Genomic DNA, 13896 nt, shown 5'->3' with positions numbered 1-13896 from the left:
CATCAGTCGTTAGTGTCAAGCCAATAGCCGGGCAGCACAAGTTTTGAGGCGAAAGGCGTTGAGGGCCTGTTTATCTTTGCCACGCCACAGCGTTGCCGCCCAGAAAAGTGCCAGGCAAGACGCGAGGAGAGAAGTTTAGTGAGCTAAATGAACAACGAGCAACGCGGCATGGCGCTTTTCTGGGCGCAACCCAAAGGGACGGGCCGCCCGTAGCGCATTGCGGCGTCATTCGTCGCTCATGTACGTCAAGTACACCACGCTTCTCATTCCTGCGCCCCACAGGGAAGTGGGAAGTGTCGCAAGCGCGTCAGGAACGCGCGCGACCACTGCGCAACGGGCGGCTCCGTCGCAGCGGTGTGGCAAAGGTAAACAGGCCCTAGTCTTGTCGTGCTTAGAATAAATGCGAAAGTCTGATTGGTTGAAATGAATGCAGTAGCAAAGTTTTGGATAAAGCTCTTTCGTACGTTGCTTCAATTGGGTAGTTACTGAGTGATAACTAAGTCAGCAATGCTTGTATAGATTGAAGCGTTGTGTTGCGCAAAATATCTCCAGCTATTCGAGTGGCGCGTAGATACATGATTGTACAATCGGCGCTAAAGTAGCGCTTTATTTGATCGGTTCGATTGATTTGTGCGCAGAAAATCTCGCCGTCACAAAAACTTCATCGCGCAGTTTCAGTTCAACAAGCGTCAGCCACGCCATGTGCGGCGGTGATTGATAGCGCATACATTAGAAAAATTAATCACAACGAGAAATTGTTTTTGATTGTCAGAGAAGTCTGTCGCATAAAAAATGTTTTGAACATCCCATCCATTGCTCAAAAGGAGAATGCAATGAACACGTTGTTCAAGATGTTGGTGACAGGAAGCCTTGCGATGTCGAGCGCGATGATCTCCGCGAACGACTATTTGCCAATGCAGGCCGGTGATAGCAAGGTGTTTCACCACGATGGCAATGAAGTAACGGTGAAGGTAATCGAGACATATGGTGCCAACTGGAAGCAATACTCCAGCTTTATGGGCAAGTCTCAGCAATGGGTTTGGAGTGACGACGCCAGCCAGAAAGTCTACTGGCTCAATAGCGGCAAAACCCAATTGCTGGTGGATTTTTCTCGCCCCGTCGGCAGTGTTTTCAACGTCAGTGTCGATGAATGCACGAGCCAGGCAACCATTGCAGATAAGCAGTATGTCAGCACTACGAGCGCTGGAAATTTCAGCAACGCCACGCGCTTGACTTTTTCCGGGCAGTGCGCTGATGCGGGCCTGCTGGAAGCAGTGTTCGTGCCGCGCTTTGGCCTGGTGTCGTACGCGCAGCAAAGCCTTATCGGTCCAGTACACTATGAACTCAGCCGCGCCAATGTAGGTGGCGTCAGTTATCCGGTGCACAATGGTATCGCCATGGCTACCGAGTTTCCGATTGGTCGGATCATGAGCAATGAACAGCACACGGTGTCGGCATACCTGACGCTGGAGAATCGTTCTGATGAATCGATCGGGTTCCATTTCAATACCTCACAGACGTTTGACATCGCCATTCTTGCTGCCGACGGCACGGTATTGAATACCTGGTCTGCCGACAAGCGTTTCATGATGGCGTTTCACAGCATTGAACTGGCTCCGGGTGAGTCGCGCCGATTTGGTGGTGAAATCGCCTTGAAGGACTTCAATGGTCAGATACTTGATGTCGGTAGCTATCGACTGAGAATCACCATCACCGGCAGCAACGCACCGCAGGCCAGCGTATTTACCGGTGTGCAGTACTCGGCCGAAGCACCGCTGTATATTGATCAACGGATGACCATCAGCAGACCTTGATGCCATTCAAGAGCTCCCGCCCGGTGTAATTAGCCGGGCGGGAAGATTTTGTTATGGGTAACCTGCCGTGACGCATTCCGAACGAGGTAGCCAAGTAGCACTCGTTCAGTATGTCTTTGCTAGAAGTTGGGGGTTGATGAATACGGCTGAGTGGGATTGTTTTTGGTAGCGTGAGTCTGTGCAACTTCTAGATGCTCCACCAATGCCTTGATCGGCATGGGGTGGGCGAGATAGTAACCCTGAACCTGTTTGCAGCCCATTTCTCGCAAGGTATTCAGTTGCGCTTCGGTTTCAACACCTTCGGCCACTACATCGATTCGGAAATTGCTGGCCATGGCGATGACTGCACTGACGATGGTTCGGGCTCGGCTATCGCTGTCTATAACGGCAACAAAGCTGCGATCAATTTTGATTTCATCTACCGTGACGTCCTTCAACATCGCCAGCGAGGTGTAACCGGTGCCGAAATCGTCTACGGAAAAACTCAGCCCTCTGTCACGCAGTGAACGGATTAGGGCTGAGCTTTTGCCAATATCATTGAGAGTGGCGGTTTCGGTGATTTCGATTCGCACATAGGGCGCCAGCTGCGCCTGCGACTGAATGAAGTCATAAAGGTTTTCCATTGCCTGCGCGCTGTTGAATTCCGTTGCGGAAATGTTGATCGATACATGAGGAATGGCATTGCCCAGCAAACCGGTTGCAGGGAGTTCTTTTGCCACCTTGGTGACGACGAATTCACTGAGTATACGCGACAAACCATTCTCTTCGGCAAGAGGGACAAATATCGCCGGTGAAATGGTTCCATGGTAAGGATGATGCCAGCGCACCAGCACTTCAACGCCGGTAATCCGTAGTTTGTCTGCGGAGTATTTGGGTTGATAAACCAAACTCAATGATTCGTTGGTCAGCGCGACTTTAAGTTCTTTCAGCAAATCACTGCGCTGCCGCTCGGCCTGAGCCAGTTGTTTGTTGTGGAAACAAATGCGATTGCCTGTGCGTTTGGCTTCTCGCAGTGCGGCGTTTGCGGCTTCCATCAGGTCATCAGCATCATCGGTGTCACTGGGGTAGCCGGCAACACCGATGGAACATGTCAGCTCATGCTTTTGCTTGGCAGCCACATTGCGGAAGATTTTCTCTATCGTCAGCGCTTCCTTGGCGATCAGTTCATCTGAATTGAACGCCCGGGATATGACAAACTCATCAGGCGGCAGACGACAGATAATATCCTGAGCGGTGTAATGCTTTTTCAATTCCCCCGCGAGTGCGCGCAGAAACTCGTCCGCTCTATCTGAACCGACGGTCTGGTTGAGTGTGCCGAAACTGTCTATATCCAGGCGGCAAACCATCAGCACCTGTGTTTCCGATAACTCTTCCGATAATCGGAATAACTGTTGTTTGAAAGAACTGCGGCTCAACAAGCCGGTGAGGCCATCCAGATCGTAGGCATCACGCACCTTCCGCAAGCTCCGCATCACCAGCATAAACAACAGCAAGGCCGTGACGGCGACAAAGAACCATCCCTTGATGGTCTGCATCCATGCCAGTTGTTGATGCGTCGGCGCTAACAGGGAAACCGCCATATCCGAGAACAGAATCCAGCAACCCGCGACGACGGCATAGATGACCGCGATTTTTATAGCGGAACCGATTTCCCTTCGCATCAAGAGCCCCTCTGGACAGCGAACACTCGTGGAAAGTCTAGTTCATCGATGGCAAACGCCATAGCGAGTCATGCAGCCGCTTTCGGCTTGCCGGTTTGTTGCGGTGCCGTAGTGAAAAATACACCAGTATTGGCCGCGATTACCGGATGCAAATGGCAAGAAAAGCCTGCTAAGGTAACCGGCGGTGCTTATTCAATTGGTAATCGCCGGATGTAGCATATTTCTGGCAAGCCGCATGCCGTCTTCCCGTCTTGTCTTTCCCATTATTTGGAGCCCGAACTTCAGGGCATCACTGCAAGAGGACTGTACCCATGAAAAATCCCGTTGGTTGGTTTGAAATCTATGTCAGCAACATGGAGCGAGCGAAAGCGTTTTATCAGTCGGTATTGATGGTGGAACTCAATGCACTGAGTGATCCAACAGATACAGGTGTTGAAATGTGGGCTTTCCCGTCCGATATGGATTCCTATGGCGCTTCAGGCACGTTGGTAAAAATGAAGGGTTTTGAGTCGGGCAAGAATAGTGTGTTGGTGTACTTCTCTTGCGAGGATTGTGCAGTCGAAGCCTCGCGGGTCGAGAAAGCCGGCGGCAAGCTTCAACAGCCAAAGTTTGCCATTGGTGAATATGGTTTTTGTGCGTTGGCGGTTGATACCGAAGGCAATATTTTTGGGCTGCATTCGATGAAGTAAACAATGAGTGCCCCTGAACGCGCGCAAGCTCATCCTGTTGTTTTTGCCGCTCTTCATCAGTAAACGCCGTTTATCATCTTTTTTGTCTGCGGTAGCGTGTTGTTTTACAAAGTGACGACCAGAACGCCGGATAAGGCGTGTAACGGGAGCACAGGAGTAGCGCGATGAAATCCAACGGTGAAAAGTTCGGCGTGATTGCCGGTTTGACAGGAATGGCTTCTGGCGTCAGCACCGCCATTACCGCGAGTGTCAGTGCCAACCTTTCTGTATCGGGTGTGTGGATGGGGGTGTTCGGCGCTGTGCTGGGAATTTCCTGCGCTTTGCTTGGTGTTTTGGCGCGGTACCTGATGAGCAAGAATGGCGAATCGGATGTTGCTTTGCGCAAGTAGCGTTTATCGATAGCGTTACGTTCGATTGTTAGCGTGAAGAAAAACGAAAGCCACCACACAACGGTGTGGTGGCTTTCGTTTCTTGAGTAAGAATATTTTTGCGGTACTTATTGACGGCGACGCACGAAGCCCAAGGCAACAAGGCCCATTCCAAAAAGGAACACGGTGTAAGGTTCGGCGACAACAGCGGTTCCTTCCCAGCTGCCGTTTACATTGGAGTTGAATACGCCACCTCCGCCCAAGGTATAGTTCAAATTGCCAGCACTATCCGAATAAAAGCCGGGGAATTCGGAGACTGAGCAGCCCGAGCCTGGAGTCGTGACACAAATCGCCCAACTGGTGATGCCTCCGAACGCATCGAACGTGATGGTGTCGTAGCCCAAGACAAATGAAGCGGTACCATCGGCGGCGAAGATCGCCATATCACTACCAAAGGTAAAACCCCAATCGACAAAACTGGCTGCGGAAACCGAATTGCCGGGCGATACATCGCTGGAATCAAAGGTGATGTAACCACCAAAGAAGCCATCGGCGGATGGTGACGGCAGGTCGGTGGTGAAAGTAAAGGTGATGAGGCTGGCCTGGCTAACGGTGCTGAATGCCAACAACAGAGCGGCGAGCACAATTTTCCCCAGTTTGAAGCTGTGCATAACATGACCCTCCACTTGGAATATTCCGACTACAGTCGAGCAAAATTGATACCAGTTCACAATTTTCCTGATTTTCAATGGGTTATGGCGGCTGGTTTTGTATGAATTTTGTTCAGTGTAAAAAAGGTTGACGCTTTGTGGCGGGAAATTGAGATCTCTTTACACTCCTTTTCCCTGTGATTATTTCTATACCCGCATGTTGCAATGCGGAATTCCTGGTTAAGGTTCCGGGGCCAATTACTCCCGCGAATCAATCGAGGAGCGAAGGGGCTTTTAAAAAAACGAAGTTAACGATTCACGATCGAATCAGGTTTCAATCATTTCGCCAGGTGCTTGGATGGAGTCGCCCGCTAAGTAGTGCCGGCAGTTCGAAAGCTTTGATTACAAAATCCGACACAACCGCTGTCGGGTTTTGCCTGCAATTGGCGTATGGTTGCCGATGATCGGGGTGGCTGTTGAACGAGTGTCATTCCGCAAGCGGTGACGGCGTGTTGTTACCGGACGGCGTTTTTCGAGGTCAAGATGGATAAGACGAAAAATCAATTCACCAATGGTGTAGCCGGGATTGGTCATCCGGTGATTCTGGCGTTGGCGCTGCTGATTTGGTGGACGACAGGTCGGGATGACGCCTCGGTTTTACTGGTGCAGACCATTACGCTATTGATTATTCTTGGCTTGGAAAAACTCGTTCCGGCGAACCCCCGCTGGCGCCTTGGTCTGACAATGTTTGCCAAGTTGATCGGCGTGTATCTGCTCGGCATGTTTGCCACAGGCGTGCTGCTGGTTTTCTACGATGCCGTGCTGGTGCCAAACTTGAAAGCCTGGGCATTACCCCCGGCGCTTTCGCCTGTTAATTTGCCCTTGGCACTGCAAATCGTCTTGCTTTTCCTGCTTTCCGATTTGGTTTATTACTGGGTACATCGCGTGATACATAACTCGGCCATTTTCTGGCGAATATCCGGCCATGGCTTTCACCACGGTTTTCATGATCTTCATGGCGTCAACGCCGGCAGCAATCATCCATTTGAGCTGGTTTTCATTTTGTTGCCGCTGATTGTTATCGCTTCACTGACAGGAGCTTCTGGCGAAGCGGTTTCCGGCACCTCGGCGCTGCTGGTTGCCAATGTGTTACTTACGCATGCCAACGTGAATATGCAAACGCCCATTTTCAATGCCATCGTGACTTGCAGCAATCAGCATCGCCGCCATCATTCGTTGATTTTTTCCGAAAGCAATACCAACTACGCCTGCAACGCCATACTTTGGGATCATCTTTTCGGCACCTATAGTTCCGGGCCGGTGCAGCAGACGGGTATCGGGCCACGGCAGCCACCAATCTGGAAAATGTATTTGCTGCCATTTTCCGAACCTGACGACGCCGATACCGTTTCGACTCGACGTAAACAACAAAGTGAGAAGGATAAATCCAGCTAACCATCGTCAGCGTTTCGGCAAGAGTTTGCTGGCGGCGAATAACACCTGCCAAGCTTACGTGGGTTGCGGAAGCGCATGATGCTCATGCCGCTATTCACAATTGCTATACAAGCCATAGCAAGTTTATGCTCCGGATGCTTTTCCATAACGATAACCGGAGACCATCTGTGGCTTTTCGTCCTTTGTTGCTCGCAACGGTGCTGAGCGCCACCATCAGTGGCACTGTCAGCGCCAAAAACGATCTTGAAACCATTAACCGTATTCGCGATGAAGGGCTTTATCGCTCGCAGGTAATGCATACATTGCAACACCTGACCGACCGCATTGGCCCGCGCCTGACCGGCTCCCCACAGATGCAACAGGCCAGCGCCTGGACCGTGCAACAGTTGAAGGATTGGGGTCTGGAAAACGTGCACCTGGAAGGCTTTGCGTTTGGCCGGGGCTGGAGTTACGACAGTGCTTATGTGCAAATGCAAAGTCCGCGCAAAGCGCCGCTTTCGGCGTTGCCAGTAGCGTGGACGCCAGGGACCAACGGCAGCATCGAAGGTGACGTGGTGTTTCTCGATGCCGTCACGGAGTCGGAGCTGGAGAAATATCGCGGCAAGCTGGCCGGCAAAATCGTCATGCTCAGTGAGCCTGAGGAAATTGAAGAACCAAAGCCCGAACTGTTCAAGCGCTACACCAGCGAAGATCTCGGCAAAATGAAAAACCTGGATCTGAAGCGGCCGGCCAGCAACGCTCACGGTGCGCCGGATGCCATTGCCCAAGGACGCAAACGTTTGGCATTTCGTGATGCGGTGTCAACGTTCCTGAAGCAGGAGAATGCAAAAGCCGCTCTGTATCGCAGCAGTCGCGATGGCGGACTGATCCGTGTGTTTGGCCATGATCACACGGTTGGCAAAACCTTTCCGATACCCGCCCTGGTATTGGCAGCTGAACACTATCAGTTACTGCTGCGCTTTATTGAGCAAGGAGAAACGCCTCGCATCGCGATGTCGGTCGATGCGCGTTTCCATGATGAAGACCACAACACCTACAACACCATTGCGGAAATTCCGGGCACCGACAAAAACGCCGAAATCGTCATGATCGGTGCACATTTGGATTCCTGGCATGCCAGCACCGGCGGAGTCGATAATGCGGCCGGTGTTGCGGCAACGATGGAAGCCATGCGGATTTTGAAAGCAATTGGCGTCAAGCCCAAGCGCACCATTCGCATTGGCCTGTGGTCGGGGGAAGAGCAGGGGCTTTATGGTTCGCGCGCTTACGTGGAGCAGCACCTGGCCTCACGACCAAAACCCTCTGATCCGGCCGAGCGTGAATTGAAGCCGTGGTACTGGACTTCCCCCGGCTTTCCGATCAGCAAGAAGCCGGATTACGATCGCTTTTCTGTGTACTTCAATATGGATAATGGCAGCGGAAAATTTCGCGGCATTTACACCGAAAACAATATCGCCGTGAAGCCCATTTTCGCGGAATGGTTTGCGCCGCTATCGGACTTGACTGAAGGCATCGTCAACACCAATGCTACCGGTGGCACCGATCATGAGTCATTCGACAATGTCGGTCTGCCCGGCTTCCAGTTCGTACAAGACCCGCTCGACTACATGCCGCGCCTGCACCACACCCACATCGATTCTTTCGATCACGTGCTGCCGGACGACATGCGCCAAGCGTCGGTGATGCTGGCAACGTTCGCCTACAAGGCTGCCATGGCAGACAAGCGCATGCCGCGCAAGCCAATGCCGACCGAACCAAGCGAGTTGTTGCAGCAACTGGAAAAAGAGAAAGCGGAAAAGCGTCAACGCGCTAAAGAGCGGAAGGCCTTGAGTGAGTTGCCTTTGTAACGCAGCGTTTAAGCGCCTCACCTTGCCGCAAAGGCATGATTTTGATGGTTGAGAAGAGGTGCTGGCACCAGAACGAAAAGGCTCCAAACGGAGCCTTTTCTTTTCAAGAGCGCTTGGACTTCCGATGCAGTAGAAAAAGTGCGCCAAGTAAAATCAATGCAATGCCCGCAGGGGTGGGTACGGCAAATGGTCCGTTGATCAAGCGAATATTGGTTGGAATATTGTCCAGAATATAGCCATTGCTATCAACGTTGTAGGCCCGGAAAGAATATCCATAGCCATCCAATGTCGTGCCAGAGACCAATCCGTTGTAATAGCTCAAATTTTCCCCGTAAACATTCACCAGAGCATCCATTCCCAACAAGAACCACGATGTGCTCAAACTCAACACGTTTGCCGTTGAGTTATCCAGCACCTGTACCCACGAGAAATCGCCACTACGAATGGTGCCTGATGAATTGTCACGCAGTGTGAGCCATGAGGTGCTAACGCGATCTATATCAAATGTGGCGTTGTCATGCAGTGTAAGCCAAGAAATGTTTGCTCCATCAACATTGATGGTTGAGTCGTTGTAAGCATCAATAAAAGAAATGTGGCCCGCGTTATGAATGTTGATGGTTGCCTGGTCGTACGCATCAATAAATGCTGAGCCGCTCCCTTCAATCATATTTAATGTAGCCGACTCGGTGACAGTGATAGATGATTCACTCGAGTCCAGCGTCAATACATCCTCACCACCAATCCAAATTGCATGGGTGGCTTGACTTAGAGATGCAGTGAGCAATAGGGTTGAAAGAGATTTTAAAAGAGGTTTTGCAAACATTTGCCGGGTTCCTGTGGCAGAGTTCCTACTGAACTGGATCAACCGTATGTTAGGTACGGCACGTCTCTTGACGCCAAGTAGGGGTGGCGAGCGAGCGGCGGGAATTTAAGGTATTCAAGACGGTTTTGCTAGATATCAAGAACGAAATATTTCGCTCCTGATTTGATGGCTACAGGTATCGGTAGGCCGGCGCTAGAGCAATCCATCTAGTCGATTGGAGGGATACCGATTTACCTAGCACGTTGGGATGACGGAACTTGGTAATCAAAGCTCAGTGATTGTGAGCGTTTTGTTTTGGCGAATAATTGGCCACCATTCGGATTGTTCGTTGCACATCGCCAGTAAGAAACAGGATCAAAAAAGCGAAGTGCATGCACTTCGCTTTTCTATGCTGTGGCAAGGCATCTGCCTGTCCAATCGCCGGATTAAACCGGAACGATGTTTTCCGCTTGCGGGCCTTTCGGGCCTTGTGTTACGCGGAAGCTGACTTGCTGACCTTCGGCCAGGGTCTTGAAACCAGTGCTGGCAATGGCGCTGTAGTGGGCGAAAACGTCCGGGCCATTTGGCTGCTCAAGAAAGCCAAAACCTTTGGATTCGTTAAACCATTTGACGGTACCAGTTACGGTGTTAGACATAATATTTTCCTGTAGGAATGAAATGAAAACGCATTTTCTGCGTGAATGCAGCGGGAAAATCAGACTGAAACTTGGAACTACAGGACGAGGTATTACGAATAAAACGACGAAATGGAGCGAAAATCAAAGCCTAGCTTTCTAGCTGGGCGCAACTGTACGGGTATAGTTACTGAGCGTCAACCAATATCTTTTTCCCCGCATCGGGAACTCTTCTAGCCATTGCCGGGCTGGGTTGAGACCGTCGATAATTTTTCTTGTCGGGATCGCGTTCGGTTTGAGGGGTACATGCACTACCTGGTTTATAGCGTCATCTCCATTCTGCTCTGGGCCTGCCTGGCAACGCTGGTCGCTCATCTGACTCATGTCCCGCCATTGTTTTTGTTGGCGGTGACGCTGCTGGCCGGCGGTTCGCTATCGATTTTTCGTTATCGGCGCTGGTCTTTCGATTGGCGTTTGCTGGTGTTCGGTGTATCGGGAGTTTTTGGCTATCACTTTCTGCTGATTATGGCGTTTCGTCTAGCTGACCCGGTGGCGGCGAATCTACTCAATTATCTATGGCCTTTGTTGATTGTGGTATTAACGCCGTTGCTGTTGAGTGGCTTTCAGTTAACCGCGCGACACCTGCTGGGGGCTTTGCTGGGCTTTGCCGGTGCGTATGTATTGATCGGTTTTTCGCCAAGCATTACCGATGAATCATCGATAGTCGGTTATTTGATGGCATTGGCGGCCGCATTTGTCTGGGCCGGTTACTCCTTGCTAAGTAAGCGCTTTGTCACGATGTCGACGGCGTCGGTTGGACTTTTCTGCTTGATTAGCGGTGCCTTGGCGATACTGTTGCACCTGCTGACCGAGCCTGTTTTCTCATTGAATCTAGGCGACGGCTGGCGATTGCTGTTGTTGGGCTTGGGGCCGATGGGCTTGGCGTTTTATACCTGGGATGCCGGGCTCAAGCGTGGTGACCCACGGGTCATTGGCACGCTTTCCTACATGACACCGCTACTTTCGACGTTATTGCTGGCCTGGTGTACCGGCAGGGCGCTGAGCCGTGAAGTGTTGCTGGCCATGTTGCTTATCGTTGGTGGCGCAGTGATCGGTGGGTTCAGCTGGAAACGTCGGGAGCCTGCCGCGATAGCTGGCGGACAATGACGCCGCAGCATGCAAAGAAATAGATGCTGATCCCGGCGTGTTATCCGAAGTTTTTCTTTACGAATTTCATGAGTTTAAGTTGATCTACGAAGGTGAACTGCAAAAGCGATAACGCAGTTCAATCATTGCGCTTTGCAAATACCGTGATCGAGGGTGACGCCATTGCCCTGATGTTGCCAACTCACGGTGAAGTGATTGTCGTTGTCGATGGTCATCGTAATCAACATTGGTGGATACATTTCCGGCGAATGATCCGGTGGTAACCAGCCAACGAGGCTTTTCTGCGTTTTGTCAGGGGAAATGAAAACCGAAACGGTGTCGGAATAGCAATTGGTCCAAAGGCAGGCGGTCAGGGTTTTTGCCTCGTGATGATAGTAAAACACTTCGGCATGCTGAAATCCTTCGGTTTCGCGAGCACAGCCGCCAGCGTCGCAATAGTGCTTGCTTGACGGACGACAAACCAAGTCATTGGCGTTGGGAACAGCCGATGACATTGCTGCAAAAACAACGAGCATGGCGTGGACTGCCGATCTCACGTTGCCGATTCTCCATCGCTTGAAATCCTGCAGTATTCTGACAGCAATCGGCGGGCAATGGTATCGATAAGCGCACGGCTCACTCTGGCGACTGCGGGCGATACCGGATCACAAATATCGCCCGCCGATTCACCATAACTCCAATGCCTCAACACTGGCTTGAGTGCCATTGGTCAGTTCATTTTCGATCAATAGTTTCGCCATTGCCGGCGCATAACGTTTATCGGTGACCAGGATATGTTCAGCCAGCCAGTAGCGCAGAAACAACAACACTTCCTGGAACGGCGGAAACTCGCCTTTACCGACTTTGTATTGCAACTCGGTAACCTGGTTCAATAACGCTGCATGCTTTTGTCGATGGTTGTCCAGGTGTTCGGCTTTGGCTTTGGCCATCAGCATTTCTTCCGCATGAAAGTGCTTTTCTGCGTACAGTGCCAGCTTCGGTAGGGTTTCGCGAATCGCCTGTTGTTGGCTGATGGAGTCCGTATCCTGCATCTGGATCAACTCATTGACCAGCACAAACAATTTCTGGTGCTGGGCGTCCATGGTCGGGTGGCCGACCGAGTACAGGCGGGTCCAGCGCATTGGCGGTAATCGGGTCATCTGGGCTGCTCATGGTTGGCGCTAGGCCGGCAGTTTATGTCCCTGCATTCGGTAAGGATTTGCGCCGGATCAAGGTTTGTTAACGACTGCAGCAGGAGATGGCCGAGGGTGATCAAATTTACCTGGAAATTTCTTACTGTTGTCTGCAACGTAATCAACCAATGATCAATGCAGGGGGATGACAGGCGATGCAAGTAGAAGTACTGGATCAACACGATGAGGCGCTTGTGCAGGCACTGGTTGATGGTGTCAGGCAATTCAACGCCAAGATCCTGGGCTATGTCGATTCGACGCCGTTGACGGTCGTTGCCAAATCCGATGACGGCAAGCTGATTGCTGGCGTCTCGGGGCGCACGGTTTACCAACACTTTTTGATTGAGGTGGTTTGGGTTGATGAATCGGCCAGGACTCAGGGTCTTGGCCGGAAACTAATGGAGCGAGCAGAGCAACAGGCAAAAGCTCGTGGCTGTGTTGCCGCTCAGGTCGACACGTTGTCATTCCAGGCGCTCGATTTTTATCGCAAACTCGGCTTCGTAGTGATTGGCGAGATTGCTGGATTTCCGCTGGGACATAATCGGTATTTTATGTGGAAGCAGTTTGAGTGAAGCAAGAAGGGGAGCAAAAGGCTCCCCTGCAATGCGTTGGCTAGGTGGATTTTCCTTCGGACATCCGTGCCAGCGCCAGCTCCATCCGTTTGATTTCTCGTAACAGCGAACTGCGGCTCATTTCCTGCCAGAGCCACTGTTTTAGTCCTATTTGCATTTGCAGGCTCAGCACCAGCAGAATGCCCCAAAACACCTGCTCTCCGGTTTCGTCCGCGGTGAAAAACTGATAGCCAACAGTGATCATGGCGCCAGTGAAAATCAGCACAAACAAATTGGCGATCAAGAACCAACGACCCAGGTTTCCTTTCATGCTGTTGGCCATCATGCTCGTGATACCCTTGTCTTCTCCGAGAATACGGTCGATTTCGGCTGACTCTTGCTCCAACTCCGCTTTGATGCGTTGATCAATATTCATCGTGTTACTCCTCGTTGTCGTTCATCAAGCATTTCAGTTGCATTCGCGCCCGGTGTAATCGGGATTTGATCGTGCCGGCCGGCACATCCAGCGCGATGGCAATTTCAGTAATCTGCATTTCCTGCAGATAAAACAAATACAGTGCCTGTTGGTCGATGGCCGGCAGCTGTTGCATACAGCGATGCAAGAAATTCTGCGAGCCATCGCCATCGAGGTTGGCGTCCACGGCCATGGACTCGTCGTGCATATGGTCATCAAGCGGTACCGTCGGCAGCGAAGCGGATTTGTGTCGCTCAAGCACCTTCCAGCGCACAGCCCGAAACAACCAACTGCGAAAGGCGCGCACGTCCTGCATCTTGTGCAGTGATTTGGCCATCAGTATCCAGGCTTCCTGTACTGCGTCTTGGGCACTGTCGTTGTCGGCCCCTAGCTTGTAGGCAAACCGGCGCAGCGGTTGCAAATAGTGCCGAAACAGATAGTTGAATGCTGCTTCATTGCCTTGCTGCGCTGCCATGACCAACAGATCTTCTTCCGCTTGCTGCATCAATGAACTCCGTGTGTTTCCCTAAAGAAGCGTTGGGCGGGCAAAAGGTTCACAACAGATGAAAAGTCCGTGAATAATGCCTTGTTTGCCGGCCAGGTTCGCTCT

Annotated in this window: 15 protein-coding genes; 7 read left to right on the top strand and 8 right to left on the bottom strand. The window is 51.5% G+C overall.

Translation table 11 applies throughout. The features are described from left to right. Window positions 1-833 precede the first annotated feature (833 nt). On the top strand, window positions 834-1814 hold the full coding sequence (locus E2H98_RS01420) for a BsuPI-related putative proteinase inhibitor (RefSeq protein ID WP_133589928.1): 981 nt from the start codon (window positions 834-836) through the stop codon (window positions 1812-1814). Window positions 1815-1933: 119 nt separating this feature from the next. Here the strand turns inward: E2H98_RS01420 and E2H98_RS01415 are convergent, their stop codons facing one another. Further along, window positions 1934-3475 carry a putative bifunctional diguanylate cyclase/phosphodiesterase gene (locus tag E2H98_RS01415; protein WP_133589926.1) on the bottom strand — a complete coding sequence of 514 codons (1542 nt, stop codon included), beginning with the start codon at window positions 3473-3475 and terminating at the stop codon, window positions 1934-1936. A gap of 311 nt (window positions 3476-3786) precedes the next feature. Here E2H98_RS01415 and E2H98_RS01410 point away from each other — a divergent pair, with 311 nt between their 5' ends. Beyond that, complete coding sequence (locus E2H98_RS01410; RefSeq protein WP_133589924.1) at window positions 3787-4164, top strand: VOC family protein; 378 nt, start codon at window positions 3787-3789, stop codon at window positions 4162-4164. Between the two features lie 164 nt (window positions 4165-4328). Beyond that, window positions 4329-4553: a hypothetical protein gene (locus E2H98_RS01405; RefSeq protein ID WP_133589922.1), complete on the top strand. Its 225-nt coding sequence runs from the start codon at window positions 4329-4331 to the stop codon at window positions 4551-4553. 107 nt (window positions 4554-4660) lie between these two features. On the opposite strand, the gene E2H98_RS01400 is transcribed toward E2H98_RS01405, so the two are convergent. Further along, on the bottom strand, window positions 4661-5203 hold the full coding sequence (locus tag E2H98_RS01400; protein ID WP_133589920.1) for a PEP-CTERM sorting domain-containing protein: 543 nt from the start codon (window positions 5201-5203) through the stop codon (window positions 4661-4663). A 522-nt stretch (window positions 5204-5725) separates the two neighbouring features. Here E2H98_RS01400 and E2H98_RS01395 point away from each other — a divergent pair. Together E2H98_RS01395 and E2H98_RS01390 are read left to right on the top strand one after the other, a co-directional pair. Further along, entirely contained in the window at window positions 5726-6637 is a 912-nt protein-coding gene (locus E2H98_RS01395) for a sterol desaturase family protein (RefSeq protein WP_133589918.1), read from the top strand. Window positions 6638-6804: 167 nt separating this feature from the next. Continuing rightward, entirely contained in the window at window positions 6805-8484 is a 1680-nt protein-coding gene (locus E2H98_RS01390) for a M20/M25/M40 family metallo-hydrolase (protein WP_157591202.1), read from the top strand. 103 nt (window positions 8485-8587) lie between these two features. On the opposite strand, the gene E2H98_RS01385 is transcribed toward E2H98_RS01390, so the two are convergent. After that, complete coding sequence (locus E2H98_RS01385) at window positions 8588-9307, bottom strand: hypothetical protein (RefSeq protein WP_133589914.1); 720 nt, start codon at window positions 9305-9307, stop codon at window positions 8588-8590. A 425-nt stretch (window positions 9308-9732) separates the two neighbouring features. Further along, window positions 9733-9942 carry a cold-shock protein gene (locus E2H98_RS01380; RefSeq protein WP_133589912.1) on the bottom strand — a complete coding sequence of 70 codons (210 nt, stop codon included), beginning with the start codon at window positions 9940-9942 and terminating at the stop codon, window positions 9733-9735. A gap of 285 nt (window positions 9943-10227) precedes the next feature. On the opposite strand from E2H98_RS01380, the gene E2H98_RS01375 reads away from it, so the two are divergent. Further along, window positions 10228-11088, top strand: a complete 861-nt coding sequence (locus tag E2H98_RS01375) for a DMT family transporter (protein WP_133589910.1) — start codon at window positions 10228-10230, stop codon at window positions 11086-11088. A gap of 122 nt (window positions 11089-11210) precedes the next feature. On the opposite strand, the gene E2H98_RS01370 is transcribed toward E2H98_RS01375, so the two are convergent. Both E2H98_RS01370 and E2H98_RS01365 read right to left on the bottom strand, forming a co-directional pair. Further along, window positions 11211-11603 (bottom strand): hypothetical protein, encoded by a 393-nt coding sequence (locus tag E2H98_RS01370; protein WP_211342557.1) that lies wholly within the window; start codon window positions 11601-11603, stop codon window positions 11211-11213. Between the two features lie 150 nt (window positions 11604-11753). Further along, window positions 11754-12227, bottom strand: a complete 474-nt coding sequence (locus E2H98_RS01365; RefSeq protein WP_133589906.1) for a bacteriohemerythrin — start codon at window positions 12225-12227, stop codon at window positions 11754-11756. A 188-nt stretch (window positions 12228-12415) separates the two neighbouring features. On the opposite strand from E2H98_RS01365, the gene E2H98_RS01360 reads away from it, so the two are divergent. Next, a complete protein-coding gene (locus E2H98_RS01360) occupies window positions 12416-12832 on the top strand; it encodes a GNAT family N-acetyltransferase (protein WP_133589904.1) in 417 nt (138 codons plus the stop codon). Window positions 12833-12872: 40 nt separating this feature from the next. Here the strand turns inward: E2H98_RS01360 and E2H98_RS01355 are convergent, their stop codons facing one another. Both E2H98_RS01355 and E2H98_RS01350 read right to left on the bottom strand, forming a co-directional pair. Next, window positions 12873-13247, bottom strand: coding sequence for a DUF6768 family protein (locus E2H98_RS01355; protein ID WP_133589902.1), 375 nt, complete (start codon window positions 13245-13247; stop codon window positions 12873-12875). 4 nt (window positions 13248-13251) lie between these two features. Then, on the bottom strand, window positions 13252-13791 hold the full coding sequence (locus tag E2H98_RS01350) for an RNA polymerase sigma factor (protein ID WP_133589900.1): 540 nt from the start codon (window positions 13789-13791) through the stop codon (window positions 13252-13254). Window positions 13792-13896: the final 105 nt, after the last annotated feature.

The organism is Permianibacter aggregans (genome assembly GCF_009756665.1).
Classification (GTDB): Bacteria; Pseudomonadota; Gammaproteobacteria; order Enterobacterales; family Permianibacteraceae; genus Permianibacter; species Permianibacter aggregans.
This window is presented reverse-complemented; position numbering and strand designations above follow the sequence as displayed.

Bases quoted from the DNA above. Each gene is read 5' to 3' on its own strand.
- E2H98_RS01375 (WP_133589910.1), top strand. From the start codon at position 10,228: ATGCACTACCTGGTTTATAGCGTCATCTCCATTCTGCTCTGGGCCTGC.
- E2H98_RS01410 (WP_133589924.1), top strand. From the start codon at position 3,787: ATGAAAAATCCCGTTGGTTGGTTTGAAATCTATGTCAGCAACATGGAG.
- E2H98_RS01395 (WP_133589918.1), top strand. From the start codon at position 5,726: ATGGATAAGACGAAAAATCAATTCACCAATGGTGTAGCCGGGATTGGT.
- E2H98_RS01415 (WP_133589926.1), bottom strand. From the start codon at position 3,475: ATGCGAAGGGAAATCGGTTCCGCTATAAAAATCGCGGTCATCTATGCC.
- E2H98_RS01360 (WP_133589904.1), top strand. From the start codon at position 12,416: ATGCAAGTAGAAGTACTGGATCAACACGATGAGGCGCTTGTGCAGGCA.
- E2H98_RS01405 (WP_133589922.1), top strand. From the start codon at position 4,329: ATGAAATCCAACGGTGAAAAGTTCGGCGTGATTGCCGGTTTGACAGGA.
- E2H98_RS01350 (WP_133589900.1), bottom strand. From the start codon at position 13,791: ATGCAGCAAGCGGAAGAAGATCTGTTGGTCATGGCAGCGCAGCAAGGC.
- E2H98_RS01370 (WP_211342557.1), bottom strand. From the start codon at position 11,603: ATGCTCGTTGTTTTTGCAGCAATGTCATCGGCTGTTCCCAACGCCAAT.
- E2H98_RS01380 (WP_133589912.1), bottom strand. From the start codon at position 9,942: ATGTCTAACACCGTAACTGGTACCGTCAAATGGTTTAACGAATCCAAA.
- E2H98_RS01365 (WP_133589906.1), bottom strand. From the start codon at position 12,227: ATGACCCGATTACCGCCAATGCGCTGGACCCGCCTGTACTCGGTCGGC.
- E2H98_RS01400 (WP_133589920.1), bottom strand. From the start codon at position 5,203: ATGCACAGCTTCAAACTGGGGAAAATTGTGCTCGCCGCTCTGTTGTTG.
- E2H98_RS01420 (WP_133589928.1), top strand. From the start codon at position 834: ATGAACACGTTGTTCAAGATGTTGGTGACAGGAAGCCTTGCGATGTCG.
- E2H98_RS01355 (WP_133589902.1), bottom strand. From the start codon at position 13,247: ATGAATATTGATCAACGCATCAAAGCGGAGTTGGAGCAAGAGTCAGCC.
- E2H98_RS01385 (WP_133589914.1), bottom strand. From the start codon at position 9,307: ATGTTTGCAAAACCTCTTTTAAAATCTCTTTCAACCCTATTGCTCACT.